This is a genomic window from Rubrivivax rivuli (assembly GCF_004016505.1).
GTDB lineage: Bacteria > Pseudomonadota > Gammaproteobacteria > Burkholderiales > Burkholderiaceae_C > Rubrivivax > Rubrivivax rivuli.
In genome coordinates, this window is sequence record NZ_SACR01000005.1 from 445,865 (window position 1) to 460,390 (window position 14,526).

The 14,526-nt window shown below is 72.0% G+C and carries 11 protein-coding genes; 3 read left to right on the forward strand and 8 right to left on the reverse strand.

Features of this window, described 5'->3' with window-relative positions:
- Positions 1-105 precede the first annotated feature (105 nt).
- Both EOE66_RS17965 and EOE66_RS17970 read left to right on the forward strand, forming a co-directional pair.
- The gene (locus tag EOE66_RS17965; protein WP_128230094.1) at positions 106-906 is read left to right on the forward strand and encodes an alpha/beta fold hydrolase; all 801 of its coding nucleotides are present in this window, start codon (positions 106-108) and stop codon (positions 904-906) included.
- Between the two features lie 40 nt (positions 907-946).
- A complete protein-coding gene (locus tag EOE66_RS17970) occupies positions 947-2,929 on the forward strand; it encodes a hybrid sensor histidine kinase/response regulator (RefSeq protein ID WP_128230095.1) in 1,983 nt (660 codons plus the stop codon).
- Between the two features lie 21 nt (positions 2,930-2,950).
- Here the strand turns inward: EOE66_RS17970 and EOE66_RS17975 are convergent, their stop codons facing one another.
- The 8 genes from EOE66_RS17975 to EOE66_RS18010 form a co-directional block, all read right to left on the reverse strand.
- Positions 2,951-3,967 (reverse strand): FHA domain-containing protein, encoded by a 1,017-nt coding sequence (locus EOE66_RS17975; RefSeq protein WP_128230096.1) that lies wholly within the window; start codon positions 3,965-3,967, stop codon positions 2,951-2,953.
- A complete protein-coding gene (locus EOE66_RS17980) occupies positions 3,937-5,364 on the reverse strand; it encodes a S1 family peptidase (protein WP_128230097.1) in 1,428 nt (475 codons plus the stop codon). The genes EOE66_RS17975 and EOE66_RS17980 overlap by 31 nt, the downstream gene beginning before the upstream one ends.
- Before the next feature lie 60 nt (positions 5,365-5,424).
- Entirely contained in the window at positions 5,425-7,269 is a 1,845-nt protein-coding gene (locus EOE66_RS17985) for an N-acetylmuramoyl-L-alanine amidase (RefSeq protein WP_128230098.1), read from the reverse strand.
- The gene (rocF, locus tag EOE66_RS17990; RefSeq protein WP_128230099.1) at positions 7,266-8,180 is read right to left on the reverse strand and encodes an arginase; all 915 of its coding nucleotides are present in this window, start codon (positions 8,178-8,180) and stop codon (positions 7,266-7,268) included. Before rocF ends, EOE66_RS17985 begins: the two co-directional genes overlap by 4 nt.
- Before the next feature lie 10 nt (positions 8,181-8,190).
- On the reverse strand, positions 8,191-9,105 hold the full coding sequence (locus EOE66_RS17995) for an LOG family protein (protein WP_128230100.1): 915 nt from the start codon (positions 9,103-9,105) through the stop codon (positions 8,191-8,193).
- 73 nt (positions 9,106-9,178) lie between these two features.
- Positions 9,179-9,964, reverse strand: a complete 786-nt coding sequence (locus tag EOE66_RS18000; protein WP_128230101.1) for a HesA/MoeB/ThiF family protein — start codon at positions 9,962-9,964, stop codon at positions 9,179-9,181.
- A 76-nt stretch (positions 9,965-10,040) separates the two neighbouring features.
- Positions 10,041-11,483, reverse strand: a complete 1,443-nt coding sequence (locus EOE66_RS18005; protein WP_128230102.1) for a S41 family peptidase — start codon at positions 11,481-11,483, stop codon at positions 10,041-10,043.
- A gap of 154 nt (positions 11,484-11,637) precedes the next feature.
- A complete protein-coding gene (locus EOE66_RS18010; protein WP_128230103.1) occupies positions 11,638-12,726 on the reverse strand; it encodes an ABC transporter ATP-binding protein in 1,089 nt (362 codons plus the stop codon).
- Between the two features lie 55 nt (positions 12,727-12,781).
- Between EOE66_RS18010 and EOE66_RS18015 the strand changes: the two genes are divergently transcribed.
- Positions 12,782-14,413 carry an ABC transporter permease gene (locus EOE66_RS18015; RefSeq protein ID WP_128230104.1) on the forward strand — a complete coding sequence of 544 codons (1,632 nt, stop codon included), beginning with the start codon at positions 12,782-12,784 and terminating at the stop codon, positions 14,411-14,413.
- Positions 14,414-14,526: the final 113 nt, after the last annotated feature.

Sequence of the window (14,526 nt, forward strand, 5' to 3'; positions counted from 1 at the left end):
CTCGTGTCGATATGGTTGCGTGTATTGTCCGGCTCGCGCGGGCCGCAGGCCGGCCGGACCTGGGCTCTGAAGGAGAGCCAGGGCGTCCAACGAGGAGCAGTCGAGATGGCAGACATCATCCACCGGCACCACGTGGTCCAGCGCGGCCAGGGTCGGCGTCCCATGGTCTTCTCGCACGGTTTCGGCTGCGACCAGCAGATGTGGCGCTTCGTCGCACCGGCCTTCGAGGCCGACCACCGCGTCATCGTCTTCGATCACATCGGCTGCGGCCGGGCCGACATCACGGCCTACGACGAGGTGCGGCACGCGCGCATCGAAGGTTACGCCCAGGATGTCAACGCACTGCTGGATTCGCTGGACCTGCACGATGTCGTCTTCGTCGGCCATTCGGTCAGCGCGATGATCGGCGTGCTGGCGGCCATCGCGAAGCCGGAGCGCTTTGCACAGCTGGTGCTGATCTGCCCCTCGCCACGGTATCTGGACGACCCGCCCGGCTACGCCGGGGGCTTCAGCCGCGCCGACATCGACGGCCTCTTCGACCTGATGGAAAGCAGTCCCCAGGGTTGGGCCAGTTTCCTCGCGCCGGCGGTGATGGGCGCTGAGAGCCCGGCCGATCTGACCGACGAGCTCAGGGCCAGCTTCTGCGCCAGCGACCCCTACATCACCCGGCGCTTCGCGCAGGCCGTCTTCCTGGCCGACCACCGCCATGTGCTGCCGCAGTGCACCGTGCCCAGCCTCATCCTGCAGGCCGGCACCGATGCCATCGCGCCACCCGCGGTTGGCCAGTTCATGCATGCGCACCTGCCGCACAGCACGCTGGTCGTGACCGACACGGTGGGCCACTGCCCGCACCTCACCGACCCCGCCCTGACCATCGAGACCCTGCGCCGCCACCTGGGTGGCTGAGCGGGGCTGGCGCCAACGACCCGGCAGGCCGTGCCCCACCATGCCGATGGCCATCCGCATGCTGCCTGCGCTGCCCACCCTGGAGCAGCTGCCTTGCGCGGTGCTGCGCCTGGACACGGGCGGGCGCGTGGCAGCGGTGAACGCGCTGCTGTGCGAGTGGCTGGGCCGGCCCGAAGAAGCGTTGCAAGGCCAGCCGGCCGATGCACTGCTGACCGTGCCCTCGCGCGTGATCTTCCAGAGCCGCGTGCTGCCGCTGCTGCGTCTGAACGGACATGCCGACGAAGTGACCTTGGCGCTTCTGGACGCCCAGGGCGCCCCGGTGCACGTGCTCATGTATGCGCGCCGCCGGCCGGGCGATGCCGGCGTGGCCTGCGATGCCGTGCTGGTGCCCGTGCGCCAGCGAAGGCAGCTGGAAGAGGAGACGCTGCGCGTGCGGCGGGCGGCCGACCTATCGCCCTACATGATCTTCCAGCTGTGGGTGCCGCCCGATGTGCGGCAGGCGCGGTTCCCGTATGCCAGCGAAGCCATACGCTGGCTGTACGGTGAATCGGCGGAGGCGGCGGCGCTGAGCGCCGAGAACGTCTTCCGGCATGTCCACCCCGACGATCAAGGCCGCGTGCAGTCCACCCTGCAGGCGGCAGTGGCCGGCATGGTGCCCTGGCAGGTGCGCTACCGCGTGCAGGCGCCGGCGGCTGCAGCCGCGGTGTGGCACGAGCTCAACGCCAGCCCGCGCGGGCTGGCCGACGGGCAGACCCTCTGGCATGGCCACGTGGGCGACATCACCGCGCGCGTCGCGCTGGAGGAAGCCATGGCGCAGCAGCATGCGGCCGAAGGCGCGGCGCGGGCGCGCAGCGCCTTCCTGGCGCGCGTGAGCCACGAGCTGCGCACCCCGCTCAACGGCATCCTCGGGTTTGCGCAGCTGCTTGCGCACGAGGAAGCCGACCGCCTGAGCGAGGTGCAGCGCCGCCGCGTGCACACCATCGAATCGGCCGGGCGCACGCTGCTGGAACTGGTGGACGAGGTGCTGGACCTCAACGCCATCGACAGTGGCCAGTTCAAGGTGACGCCGGCCCGCGTGGCCGCGCTGGAGGTGGCAGCGCAGGCCGTGGCCATGGCCGGCCCTGCGGCCGCGAAGGCGGGCCTGACCTTGAGCGGCCCCGAGCTGCCAGCCCCCCAGCCCGACGCCGACCCGGGCTGGCATGTGCAGGCCGACGCCCGGCGCCTGCTGCAGGTGCTGGGCGCGCTGCTGTCCAACGCCGTGAAGTACACGCCGGCCGGTGGCAGCGTGGCGCTGCGGCTGAGCGCTGCAGACAAGGGCGTTCTGTTCACCGTGGCCGACACCGGCATCGGCCTCAGCGCGGCGCAGCAGGCGGCCCTTTTCGAGCCCTTCAACCGGCTGGGCGCCGAGCGCACCGCCACGCCGGGCTCGGGCCTGGGCCTGGTGATTGCGCGCGGCCTGGTGGGCCTGATGGGCGGGCATCTGCAGGTGCGCAGCGCCACCGGGGCCGGTTCGGACTTCGCCGTGTGGCTGCCCATGGCCCCGCTGGAACCGGCGCGGTCCGCTGCAGTGCCGGCCGCCGATGCGCCCGGGCCGGGCTGTGCGGAGCCGCCTGCGGCCGGGGCGCCGCCGGGCCGGCTGCTGTACGTGGAAGACAACGAAGTCAACGCGCTGCTGATGCAGGCCATCGTGGCGCTGCGCCCGGCCTTGCAGATGCAGGTGGTGCCCGACATGGCCGGCGCCCTGGTGGCCGCGCGCGAGACACCGCCCGATCTGGTGCTGCTCGACCTGCACCTGCCCGATGGCGACGGCTACACCTTGCTGCGCGCCTTGCGCGGCCTGCCCGGGCTGCAGCAGGTGCCGGCGGTGGTGGTGTCGGCCTCGGCCCATGCCGAGGAGCGGCAGCGGGCGCTGGCCGCAGGCTTCGTCGGCTACTGGACCAAGCCGCTCGACCTGGCGCAGACCCTGGCCGAGCTCGACCGCATGCTGAACCTCGCCGCGCGTGCGCGCCGCGCTGCCGGCTGAACCCGCAGCACCGGCCCGGCCTCACTCATCGTCGGCGGACCCACCGGCTTCTTCCTCGTCCTTGCGGGCTTCGGCCACCCGCTGCGCCAGTTGCCGGGCCAGCGGCACCATGTCTTCCACCAGCGTGGCGCTGGGCACGGTGCCGGCCACGCGCAGCGCCGGCATCGGCAGCGTGCTCATGTAGGGCGTGGCCACCAGGCTGTCGTGCCCGCGCCAGGTCAGCGCCGTGGTGAAGCCCAGGCCGGTGATCGCCATCGCCGCCACGGCCACCGTCACCGCGCGCTGGTGCAAGGGCAGCGTGTGCCGCAGGTGCGCGTGCAGCATCAGCACGAGCAGCAGGCTCTGCAGTGCCGAGCCGGCCATCCACAGCGCAGGCAGGGCCAGCGCCGCGGTGAGCACGGGCCAGAGCTGGTCCACCAGCGTGGCGGCCAGCAGCCAGGGCAGGGCGATGCGCAGGTGGCCGGTGAAATCGAAGCGGTGCTGGAACAGCTTGGACAGCAGCGCCCACACCCCGCACCACAGCGCCAGCGCCAGCGGCAGGCCCAGCATTAGCGGCAGCCAGGCGCTGTAGTCGGCCCCGGGGTCCAGGCCCAGCCAGGTTTCGCCCAGCGTCAGCGCCAGCACACCCAGGCCGGCGGCCAGCGTGCGGCGCCCCGAGGCCGGGCGCGCGCGCTGCAGCGCACGCTCGGGCGCCAGCGCAGCAGCGGCCTCACCGGCCGTGCGCATGCGCAGGCGCAGGCGCGTGGCGCCGAGCTGCAGCACGGCCTCGGCAGGCGGCAGCGCGGCGCACCCGGCCACGGCCTGCCCGTCGAGCAGCACGCCGTTGAGGGAGGGCAGGGCCTGCAGTTGCAGCCGGCCTTCGGCATCGAGATCGAGCACGGCATGGTGGGCGGCCACGTGCGGGTCGTCGAGCACCACGGTGTTGTCGAGCGCACGGCCCAGGCTCAGCGGCCAGCGCAGCACGTCGGCCCCGCGCTGCACGTGGCCGTCGCGGTCGAGCCACTCGATCAGCGCGACGCGTTCTTCGGGGCGTTCCATGCGTAGCCGTCCAGGTAGTGTTGCGCCAGGCGCTGGGCGCTGGCGGCGCTGACGCCGTAGGCGTCGAGCCGGCCCTGCACGCCCTGCACGCTGCCGTCGAGCGTGGCCACCAGCACCGAGAGGTCGTGCAGGCCCTCGAGCTTCTTGTAGGCGCGCAGGCAGATCACGGCCTTCAGCGGCAGCGGCTCGGCCTGGTCGGTGCCTGGCGCGCCCGCGGGGCCGCTGCGCACCTGGCGTTCAACGCAGCGCGGCGCGGTGCGCTGCCGGTCGTCGCGGCCCATGAACTCGTTGCGGAAGCTGCTGCTGTAGCGCTCGGCGAAACGCAGCGCGCCGAGCTTGCTGCCGTCGTAGGCCTCGTGCCGCACCGTGAGAAAGCCGGTGAGCAGCGCGCCGTTGACGAAGATGCGGTTGTCCATCTCGCAGTCGCTGCGCTCGAACTGCAGCCCGCGCACGGCCTGCGGCGAGCCGCGGCCCCAGCAGCGCAGGAAGGTCTCCTGCGGCACCGGGATGGTGTAGCGCGGATGCCCGGCGTTGCGCCAGGGCTGGCCGATGAATCGTTCCGTCAGGCGCGCCTCGTGGGCGAGCAGCTGCTTCGTGACCGCGGCCCAGGCCGGCGTGGTGATGGGCGTGGCGCCCCGGCCGCGCTCGATCAGCACCCGCACCGGGGCGGACGGCACGAGAAAGCTCACCTGCTCGCCATCGCGGCGCGCGGCCACGTTCACGCCCACCAGGCGGCCCTGCTCGTCGAGCGCGGGGCCGCCGCTCATGCCGCCGCTGAGGCTGCCGCCGAAGAAGAGCGTTTCGAGGAAGCTGCGCTCCACCGGGCCGTTGTAGCTGCCCTCGGCGACGGCAAAGCCCACATCCAGCGGGTTGCCCATCGAGTAGATGCGCGCACCGCGCGGCAGCGGCTCGCTGGCCGGGCGCAGCGCCACGCTGCCGCGGCCGGCCAGCGGCGCGGGGTCCACCGGCTTGAGCAGCGCGAGGTCGTTCACCACATCGAAGGCCAGCAGCTGGAGCGCACCTTGCTGGCCATCGACCGTGGCATACACCAGCCGGTGGCGCGCCGGCTGCAGCGCGTACTGGCTGACCACGTGGTAATTGGTGACGAGGTGGCCGGCCTCGTCGACGAGGAAACCCGAGCCCACGGACGACTGGCTGTCCTGCGTCTTGAGCAACGTGCGCACCTGCAGCAACTGCGGGCGGATGCGTTCGTAGATGCGCTGGCCGGCGCCGGTGGGGGCCGAGGCGTTCGGTGCGCTGGCGGCCAACGGGGCCGGCGCCGCGGCCGGGGCGGTGGTGCTGGCGGCCAAGGCCGGGCCGAAGGGCGGCAGCAGCAGCGCCGCGACGAAAGCGGCCACGCGAGGCCAAGGCGAGGCCCAGGGGCCGGGATGTTGCATCGCCGCATCTTATGCGGCCCCCGCAAGTCCTTGCGGGACTGCCGCCGGTCCAGTGACGGCTTAGCGCGTTCTCAGGAAGTCTTCCAACCCCGCGCGCACCGCCTGCGCCAGACGCGCGCGGAAGGCGGGGTCGAGCAACTGCGCCTCGTCGCCCGGGTGCGACACGAAGGCCTGCTCCACCAGCACGGCCGGGGCCCAGGTGCTCAGGCGCACCGGCGTGTAGTTGAAATTGCCCACCAGCCCGAAGTCGGGCAGACCGGTGGCCGCCAGCACGCGCTGGTGCACGGCTGCGGCCAGCGCGTGGTGCGGCGCGTGTTTGTAGAAGTGCGAGGTGCCTGAAACACGCAGGAAGCCCGCGCCGGTGTCGGTCGAATTGGCGTGCACGCTGACGAAGAGGTGCGCCTGCGATTCGGCCACGCGGCGCGCGCGTTCGCGCAGCGGTGGGTTCTCGTCGCCTTCGCGGATGACGACCACCTGCGCGCCGGCGGCCTGCAGCTCGGCCTGCAGCGCGTCGGCCGTCCAGCGGTTGATGTCTTTCTCGGGCACGCCGGTGGCGCCCACCGCGCCCAGGTTGGCGCTGCTGCCGTGGCCGGCCTCCACCGCCACGCGCAGCCCGGCCAGCGGCGAGGCGGCACTGGCTTCGATGCGTGGCGCCGCGCGCACCAGCACGCGCAGCCCTGTGGGCGTGCGCTCGGCGCGCCAGCCCCAGAGCCTGGTCGCCTGCGGCAGCAGGCGCAGGCGCACGCGGCCCGGGCCGGCCTGCTCCACCAGCACCTGGCGCACCAGCTTCGCGCTGGCGCGGTGGCTCACCCAGGTGGTGGCGAGCTGCGCGTTGTAGATCTCGATGTCCAGGAACTCGCGGCCGTCGGGCCCCGCGCTGGCGTGCACGCGGTAAGGCACGCGCGCGGCCAGCGGCACGCTGAGCAGGTCGTGTTCGCCTTCGCCGCTGAGCGAGACGCTGGTGAACACGGCCTGCGGCGCCGGCGTGGCGGCGTCGGCGGGCTGCAGGTTCTTCTCCTGCACCCAGGCGCTGGTGTCAGGCGCCAGCTGCACACGCAGGAAGTCGCCGCGCCGGCCGGTGGCCGCCAGCAGCGTGCCGGCCGGCAGTTCGGCCAGGAAGGGCCCGCCCAGGCGCACCTCGTGCAGGCCGTGCAGCAGCTCGGCGCCTTCGGCACCCACGGTGTAGAGGCGTTCGGGGTCGTCACGCCACTGACCTACGGTGCCGGGGGCCTCGGTCGTCAGCGCGCGGTTCGGCTTTGCGCGGGCCTTGCCTTTGCCGGCGGGCGCGGGCGCCGATGTTGGCGCCGTGCCGGCCGCCATCACGCGCAATTGCACGGGCCCCGCGGTGATGTCGCCACCGGCTTCGAAGGCCAGCAGTGCGCGGTAGCGGCCGTTGCCGCGTTCGGTCAAGGGTTGCCAGGCCTTCTGGCCGGGCAGCCGCGCCTCCACACGCGCACCGGGCGTGGCGCGCACGGCCACTTCCACGCCCTCGCCGGGGGCCAGCACCACGGGCTCGGCCGGGCGCAGGCTGCTGCCGTCCAGCCACAGCGCGGCCGTGGGCCAGGCCACGGGCGTGGGCGGCGCGCTGCGCTCCACCTGCAGCGGCAGGCGCTGCCACTGGCTGCTGCCCGGCGCGCGGGCTTCGATCTCGATGGTGTTCGCGCCCGGCTGCAGCGGCACGCGGTCGCGCGCGAAGACGCCGGTGCTGAAGACCGTGACCGTTTCGCCGCCCACGCGCACCGTGCTGCCCGGCGTGGTGCGGCCGAGCACGTTGACGAACTCGCGCGTGGTGCTGGCAGGCTCGCCCGGCCGGGGCGACAGCACTTCCAGGGCCGGCGCCTGCGCCCCCGCCAGCACGGGCCACAGCAGCGCAGCGGCGCCGAACCAGAACCGCAGCGCCCTCATGCCCGCATCAGCGTGCTCTTGCCGAACAGGCTCTCGATGAGGTCTACCGCCAGCTCGGCCGTCTTGTTGCGGATGTCCAGCGCCGGGTTCAGCTCCATCACGTCCAGGCTGGCCAGGCGGCCGGTGTCGGCGATCATCTCCATGCACAGCTGCGCCTCGCGGTAGGTGGGGCCGCCGGGCACCGTGGTGCCCACGCCGGGCGCGATGTCGGGGTCGAGGAAGTCGACGTCGAAGCTCACGTGCAGGTGGGTCTTCTCGTCCAGCGTGGCCAGCGCCAGTTCCATGGTGTGGCGCATGCCCATCTCGTCGATGTAGCGCATGTCGAAGACCTCCAGGCCCATCTCGTGCACGAAGCGCTTCTCGCCGGGGTCGACGCTGCGGATGCCGATCTGGCGCACCACCTTCGGGCTGATGGCGGGCACCGTGCCGCCGATCTCGATGAGCTCCTGCGGCCCGTGCCCGCACAGGCAGGCCACCGGCATGCCGTGGATGTTGCCGCTGGGGGTGAGCACGCTGGTGTTGAAGTCGGCGTGGGCGTCGAGCCAGAGCACGCGCAGCTTCTTGCCCGCTTCGCGGCAATGGCGCGCCACGGCGCTGATGCTGCCCAGGCCCAGGCAGTGGTCGCCGCCCAGCAGGATGGGCAGGCGGCCCAAGGCCAGCTCGGCGTACATGGCTTCGTGCACGGCGCGGTTCCAGGCCACCACTTCCTTGAGATGGCGGTAGCCGTCCACCGGCGGCAGCCAGGGGTTGGCCGGGCCGCTGAGGTTGCCACGGTCGGCCACTTCCAGGCCGTGCGCTTCCAGCATGCTTTGGATGTTGGCCACGCGCAGCGCCTCGGGGCCCATGCTCGCGCCGCGCGCGCCGGCGCCGATGTCGGTGGGGGCGCCGATGAGGCTGACTTTTCGGTTCATCGCGGTTCCTTCAGATGTCTTCGGCGAAGCGGCCGGTTTCAGTCTCGGGCAGGTCGAAGCCGTAGTGCTCGGCCAGCACGGCCCAGGCCTCTTCGGCGGTCTCGACGAAGTTGAAGAGGCCGATGTCGCCCGGGCTGATCATCCCGGTGTCGACCAGGTGCTCGAGGTTCAGCAGCTTTTCCCAGAACGCGCGCCCGAACAGCAGGATGGGCCGGCGGCGGCTCTTGCCGGTCTGCACCAGCGTGACGGTCTCGAAGAGCTCGTCCAGCGTGCCGAAGCCGCCCGGGAAGCACACCAGCGCGATGCTGCGCATCAGGAAGTGCATCTTGCGCAGCGCGAAGTAGTGGAACTGGAAACACAGCTCCGGCGTGATGTAGGCGTTGGGCGCCTGCTCGTGCGGCAGCACGATGTTCAGGCCGATGCTCTTGCCGCCCACGTCATGGGCGCCGCGGTTGCCGGCTTCCATGATGCCGGGGCCGCCGCCAGTGACGACGTAGATCGGTGTCTCCAGCGCCTTGGAGCGCTCGGTGACGATCGCGGCGAAGCGCCGGGCCTCTTCGTAGAAGTGGCTCATGCCCAGCGCGGTTTCGGCGCGCTTGAGCGCCTGGCGGTCGTCGCCAGCCTGAGCCTGTTCGAGCAGCTGCTGCGCCACCTCGGGCGGCTTGATGCGGGCGCTGCCGAAGATGACGATGGTGGCGGTGATGCCCTGTTCCTGCTGCACCAGTTCGGGCTTGAGCAGTTCCAGCTGCATGCGCACCGGGCGCAGCTCTTCGCGCAGCAGGAAGTCGGTGTCGGTGAAGGCCAGGCGGTAGGCGCTCTCGGGCCCGGCGTAGCGTTCGATGCGGGCCAGCGTGCTGGCTTCTTCTTCGGCGCTGGGAAAGTTGCGGCCGCTGAACGCGGCGTGGGGGGCGTGCTTGTCGGTCATCTGCCGAGCTTAGCCTGCCTGCGCGGCACTGCCGTGGCGGCTGCTGTCCTGCAACCGACGCCGTCGCGCGGTTTCAGACAGGGCCGTGGCCGTGCCCGGGCTGGCCGCACACGCGGCAGTGCGCCTGGCGCTGCAGCGTGATGCTGTCGAAGGCCATGCGGCGCGCGTCCAGCATCAGCAGCCTGCCAGCCAAGGGCTCGCCGCCGTGCGCCAGCAGCTTGATCGCCTCGGCGGCCTGCAGGCTGCCGATCAGGCCCACCAGCGGCGCCAGCACGCCCATGGTGTTGCAGGCCACGTCTTCGTGCGCCGCCTCGGGCGGGAAGAGGCAGGCGTAGCAGGGCCCGGCCGGCGTGCCGTCGGCGCGCGGGCGGGTGTCGTAGACGCTGACCTGCGCGTCCCAGCCCACGGCGGCACCCGAAACCAGTGGCCGGCCCGCGGCCACGCAGGCCGCGTTCACGGCCTGGCGGGTGCGGAAGTTGTCGCTGCAATCGAGCACCACGTCGGCCAGCGGCACCCGTTCGGCCAGCAGCGCGGCATCCGCGCGCTGCGTGATCGCGTGGATCTGCACGCCGGGGTTCAGCGCCCGCGCGCTGTGGCGCAGCGAATCGGCCTTGGGCTGGCCCAGGCGTGCGGTACCGTGGCCGATCTGACGCTGCAGGTTGCTGAGTTCCACCGTGTCGTGGTCGACCACGGTGATGCGGCCCACGCCCGAGGCCGCCAGGTACAGCACCGCCGGGCAACCCAGGCCGCCCGCGCCGATGACGAGGGCATGGGCGTCCAGCAGGCGCTGCTGGCCTTCGATGCCCAGGCCGTCGAGCAGGATGTGGCGTGCGTAGCGCAGCAGTTGGGCGTCGTCCATGGCGGCGTCGGGAAACGGGGCGGCGGTGGAAATGAAGAAGCCCGCCGGCGGCGGGCTTCTCGCGGTGCGCGTCGGCTTACTTCTTCTCGGCCGGCGCTTCGGCGCGCTGCTCGGCCGGGGCCGTCTTGCTGGCCAGCACCGGCAGGCCGCGCAACTGGTTCAGCGCCTGCTGCAGCGGGAAGTCTTCCGGCGTGCCGAACTCGGGCAGCGGCTTGGGCGGCTCCTTCGTCTTGGCCTGCTGTTCCTCGAGCTTCTTGCGGGCTTCTTCGCGGGCCTTCTCGCGTTCGGCGTCCTTCTTCTCGTCGGCGCCCGTCAGGTGGCGTTCGAGATCGGCTTCGCGCATGCGCAACGCGGCGTAGACATTGCCCTCGGCGGTTTCGTCGAGCCAGATGTCGGGCACGATGCCCTTGGCCTGGATGCTCTTGCCGGCCGGCGTGTAGTAGCGCGCGGTGGTGATCTTCAGCGCCGTGTCCGACGGCAGCGGGCGGATGGTCTGCACCGAACCCTTGCCGAAGGTCTGCGCGCCCATGATGGTGGCGCGCTTGTGGTCTTGCAGCGCGCCGGCCACGATTTCGCTGGCCGAGGCCGAGCCTTCGTTCACCAGCACCACCAGCGGCACGCTCTTCATGGCTGCCGGCAGCTTGCGCAGCGGGTCGGCGGCGCCGCGGCGGACGTAGTACTCGGGGCTGGCGCGGAAGGTGGCGCGGCTTTCAGGCAGCTGGCCGTTGGTGGTGACGACCACCACGTCATCCGGCAGGAAGGCGGCCGAGAGCGCCACCGCGCCGTCGAGCAGGCCGCCCGGGTCGTTGCGCAGGTCGAGCACCAGACCCTTGAGCTTGGGGTCTTGCTTGTAGAGCTCTTCGGCCTTGCGCACGAAGTCCTCCACCGTGCGCTCCTGGAACTGGCTCACGCGGATCCATCCGTAGCCGGGCTCGACCATCTTCGCGCGCACGCTCTGCATGCGGATCTCTTCGCGGATGATGGTGACCGGGAAGCTGCGGCTCTCGGCCTTGCGGAAGACCGTGAGCACGACCTTGGTGTTGGGCTCGCCGCGCATCTTCTTCACGGCCTGGTCGACCGTGAGGCCCTTGACCGGGCTGTCGTCGATGCGGGTGATCAGGTCACCGGGCTTCAGACCGACGCGGAAGGCCGGGCTGCCTTCGATGGGCGAGACCACCTTCACGAGGCCTTCTTCCATCGCCATCTCGATGCCGATGCCGACGAACTTGCCGCCGGTGTTCTCGCGGAAATCCTTGAAGCTTTTCTTGTCGAAGTACTGGCTGTGCGGGTCGAGGCCGGCCACCATGCCGGCGATGGCGTCGGAGATGAGCTTCTTCTCGTCCACCGGCTCGACGTACTCGGCCTTGACGCGGTCGAAGACGGCGGCGAGCTGCTGCACCTCTTCCAGCGGCAGCGGCGCCAGCGCGTTGCGGGCCACGGCCTGCAACTGCATGGTGGTGAGAGCCCCTGCCACCGCGCCAACGGCCAGGATGCCTACCAGCTTCATCTTCGAACCCATGGAACGCACCTTTCATGGAGCGCACGCGAGGCGTGCGGTCACCAACCCAGTATAGGACCGGCCCCTGTTCTGAGCATGCCACCCCCGGGAAAGTTGCACCCCGCGTGGGCCCGGGTGTGTGCAGCTGTGCGCGCTGCTTCGGCCCGCCGCGGGCTCAGCGCACCGCGGCCACGCGCGGGAAGGTGACCACGTGGTCCACCTCGGCGCGGATGCCGATCCACTCGCCCACGTGGTGGTCGTGGTGCGAGGGCACGTGGGCCAGCACCTGCTCGCCGCTCTCCAGGCGCAGCGTGTAAAGAAACTCGCTGCCGCGGAAAGCCTTGCGCTCGATGCGCGCCCGCACGGTGCTGGCGTCGTCGTGGACGATGTCGTCGGCGCGCAGCAACACGTCGCATTCGCCCAGCGGGAAGGCCTCGGGCAGCGGGCAGTTCTCCATGTCGTGCAGCTCGCCCAGCGGCGTCTGCACGCAGGGGCCGGCGGCGCAGGCCACGATCTGTGCGGGGGCGAACACGCCGTGCCCGATGAAGCCGGCCACGAAGCGGCTGGCCGGGCGGTGGTAGAGCGTGTAGGCGTCGTCCCACTGTTCCAGGTGACCCTGGTTCATCACGCCGATGACGTCGCCCACGGCGAAGGCTTCCAGCTGGTCGTGCGTGACCAGCAGCGCCGTGGTGCCGCTTTCCTTGAGGATGCTGCGCACCTCCTGCGCCAGGCGCTCGCGCAGGTCGACGTCCAGGCTGCTGAAGGGCTCGTCCAGCAGCAGCAGGCGCGGCTGGGGCGCCAGCGCACGGGCCAGCGCCACGCGCTGCTGCTGCCCGCCCGAGAGCTGGTGCGGCGCGCGCTTGGCGGCGTGGCCCAGGCCCACCAGGTCGAGCATCTGCTGCACGCGCGCCTGGCGCTCGGCGCGTGGCAGGGCGCCGATGCCGAAGGCGATGTTGTCGGCCACGCTCAGGTGCGGGAACAGCGCATAGTCTTGGAAGACCATGCCGATGCGGCGCTGCTCGGGCGCCAGGTGCACGCCGCTGGCGGCGTCTGACAGCACGTCGCCATCGATCAGCACCCGCCCGGCGGCGCAGCGCTCCAGCCCGGCCACGGCGCGCAGCAGCGAGGTCTTGCCGCAGCCCGAAGGGCCGATCAGCACCCCCACCTGGCCCGCGGCCAGGCCCAGCGTGATGCCGTCCACCGCGGCGCGGCCACCGCTGGCGCGCGTGTAGCGCACCCCCACCGATTCCAGGCTCAGGAACATGGCCGGATGATAATCGCGGCCCCTGAATGAGCATTGTTCGCATTCCAATCGCCCCATGCGCGGTGCCCTGAACCTCCTGTTGACACCGCTGTGCCTGTTGCTCGCGCTGCCTGTGCTGGGCGTGCTGGGCGCCTGGGCGACGCTGGACGAAGCCGCGCTGGCGGTGCTGGCGCACCAGTGGCAGACCGTGCTGCCCGAGTACGCGCTGCAGTCCGCGGGCCTGGCGCTGTGCGTGGGCGTGGGGGTGATGGCGCTGGGCTCGGCGACGGCGGCGCTGGTGACGCTGTTCGAGTTCCGCGGCCGGCGTGTCTTCGAATGGGCGCTGCTGCTGCCGCTGGCCATGCCGGCCTACGTGCTGGCCTACGCCTGGACCGACGCGCTGCAGTTCAGCGGCCCGCTGCAGACGGTGCTGCGCGAGGCCTTCGGCTGGCGCGGCGCGCTGTGGCCCGACGTGCGCAGCTTCTGGGGCGCGGTGCTGCTCTTCGTGCTGTGCCTCTACCCCTACGTCTACCTGCTGGTGCGCGCGGCCCTGGGCGAACGCGCCGTGCGCTTGATGGAGGCCGCGCGGCTGCTGGGCGCGCCGATGCGCCGCCGCGTGCTGCAGGTGGCACTGCCGATGGCACGCCCGGCGCTGGCCGCCGGCGTGGCGCTGGCGCTGATGGAGACGCTGGCCGACTACGGCGTGGGGGCCTACTTCGGCCTGTCCACCTTCAGCACCGGCATCTACAAGGCCTGGCTGGTGATGAACGACCGCATCGCGGCGGCGCAGCTCGCAGCCGTGCTGCTGCTGGTGGTGGGCGGATTGCTGCTGGCTGAACGCGCGGCGCAGCGCCAGCTGCGTTTTGCCACCAGCCGTGCCGGCATCACCAGCGCCGAGGCGCGGCCCACGGTGCTGCGCGGCGGCGGTGCGGTGGCGGCCTGGGCGGTGTGCGGCCTGCCGGTGCTGCTGGGCTTCGTGCTGCCGGTGCTGTGGCTGGGCCGCATGCTCTGGCAAGAAGCGCACTACAGCGACTTCGGCCTGCCGCTGGCGCGTTTTGCCGAGTGGGCCTGGGCCAGCTTTCGCCTGGCCGGCACGGCGGCGCTGGCCGCCACGCTGCTGGCGCTGGCGCTGGGTTTTGCGCTGCGCCAGCGCGGCGGCGTGGGCGCGGCCGTGCTGCAGCCGGCGGCGCGTGTGCTCTCGCTGGGCTACGCGGTGCCCGGCGCCGTCATCGCCGTGGGCATCCTCATCCCTGCCGGCTGGGTGCAGGCGCGCTGGCCCGAGGCGGGCGTGGCGGCGCTGGTCACCGGCACGGCCTTCGGCCTGCTCTACGCCTATCTCGTGCGTTTCTCGGCGGTGGCGCTGCAGTCGGTGGAAGCCGGCTACGCGCGGGTGCCGGCAGCGATCGACGAGACCGCGCGCATGCTCGGCAGCGGGCCGCTGCGCCTCTTTACGCGCCTGCACCTGCCGCTGCTGCAGCGCTCGGCGCTGGCGGCAGCACTTCTGGTGTTCGTCGACGTGATGAAGGAGCTGCCGGCCACGCTGGTGTTGCGCCCCTTTGGCAGCGATACGCTGGCCGTGGTGGCCTACAACTTCGCGCGTGACGAGCGCTTGGCCGAAGCCGCGCTGCCCTCGCTGGCCATCGTGGCGGTGGGGCTGATTCCGGTGGTGATGCTGAGCCGGGCGTTGCGGGCGCCGGCAGAGGGCTAGAGGCCACGGCGGGGCCCGCGCTTGCAGCTCCGTGCTGGCCTGCATCCGCTTCGCGCTTGCAGGCCGCAAGGCGTCTAGGGCCCACGGCTGGGTTCGCGCTTGCAAGCGCGAAC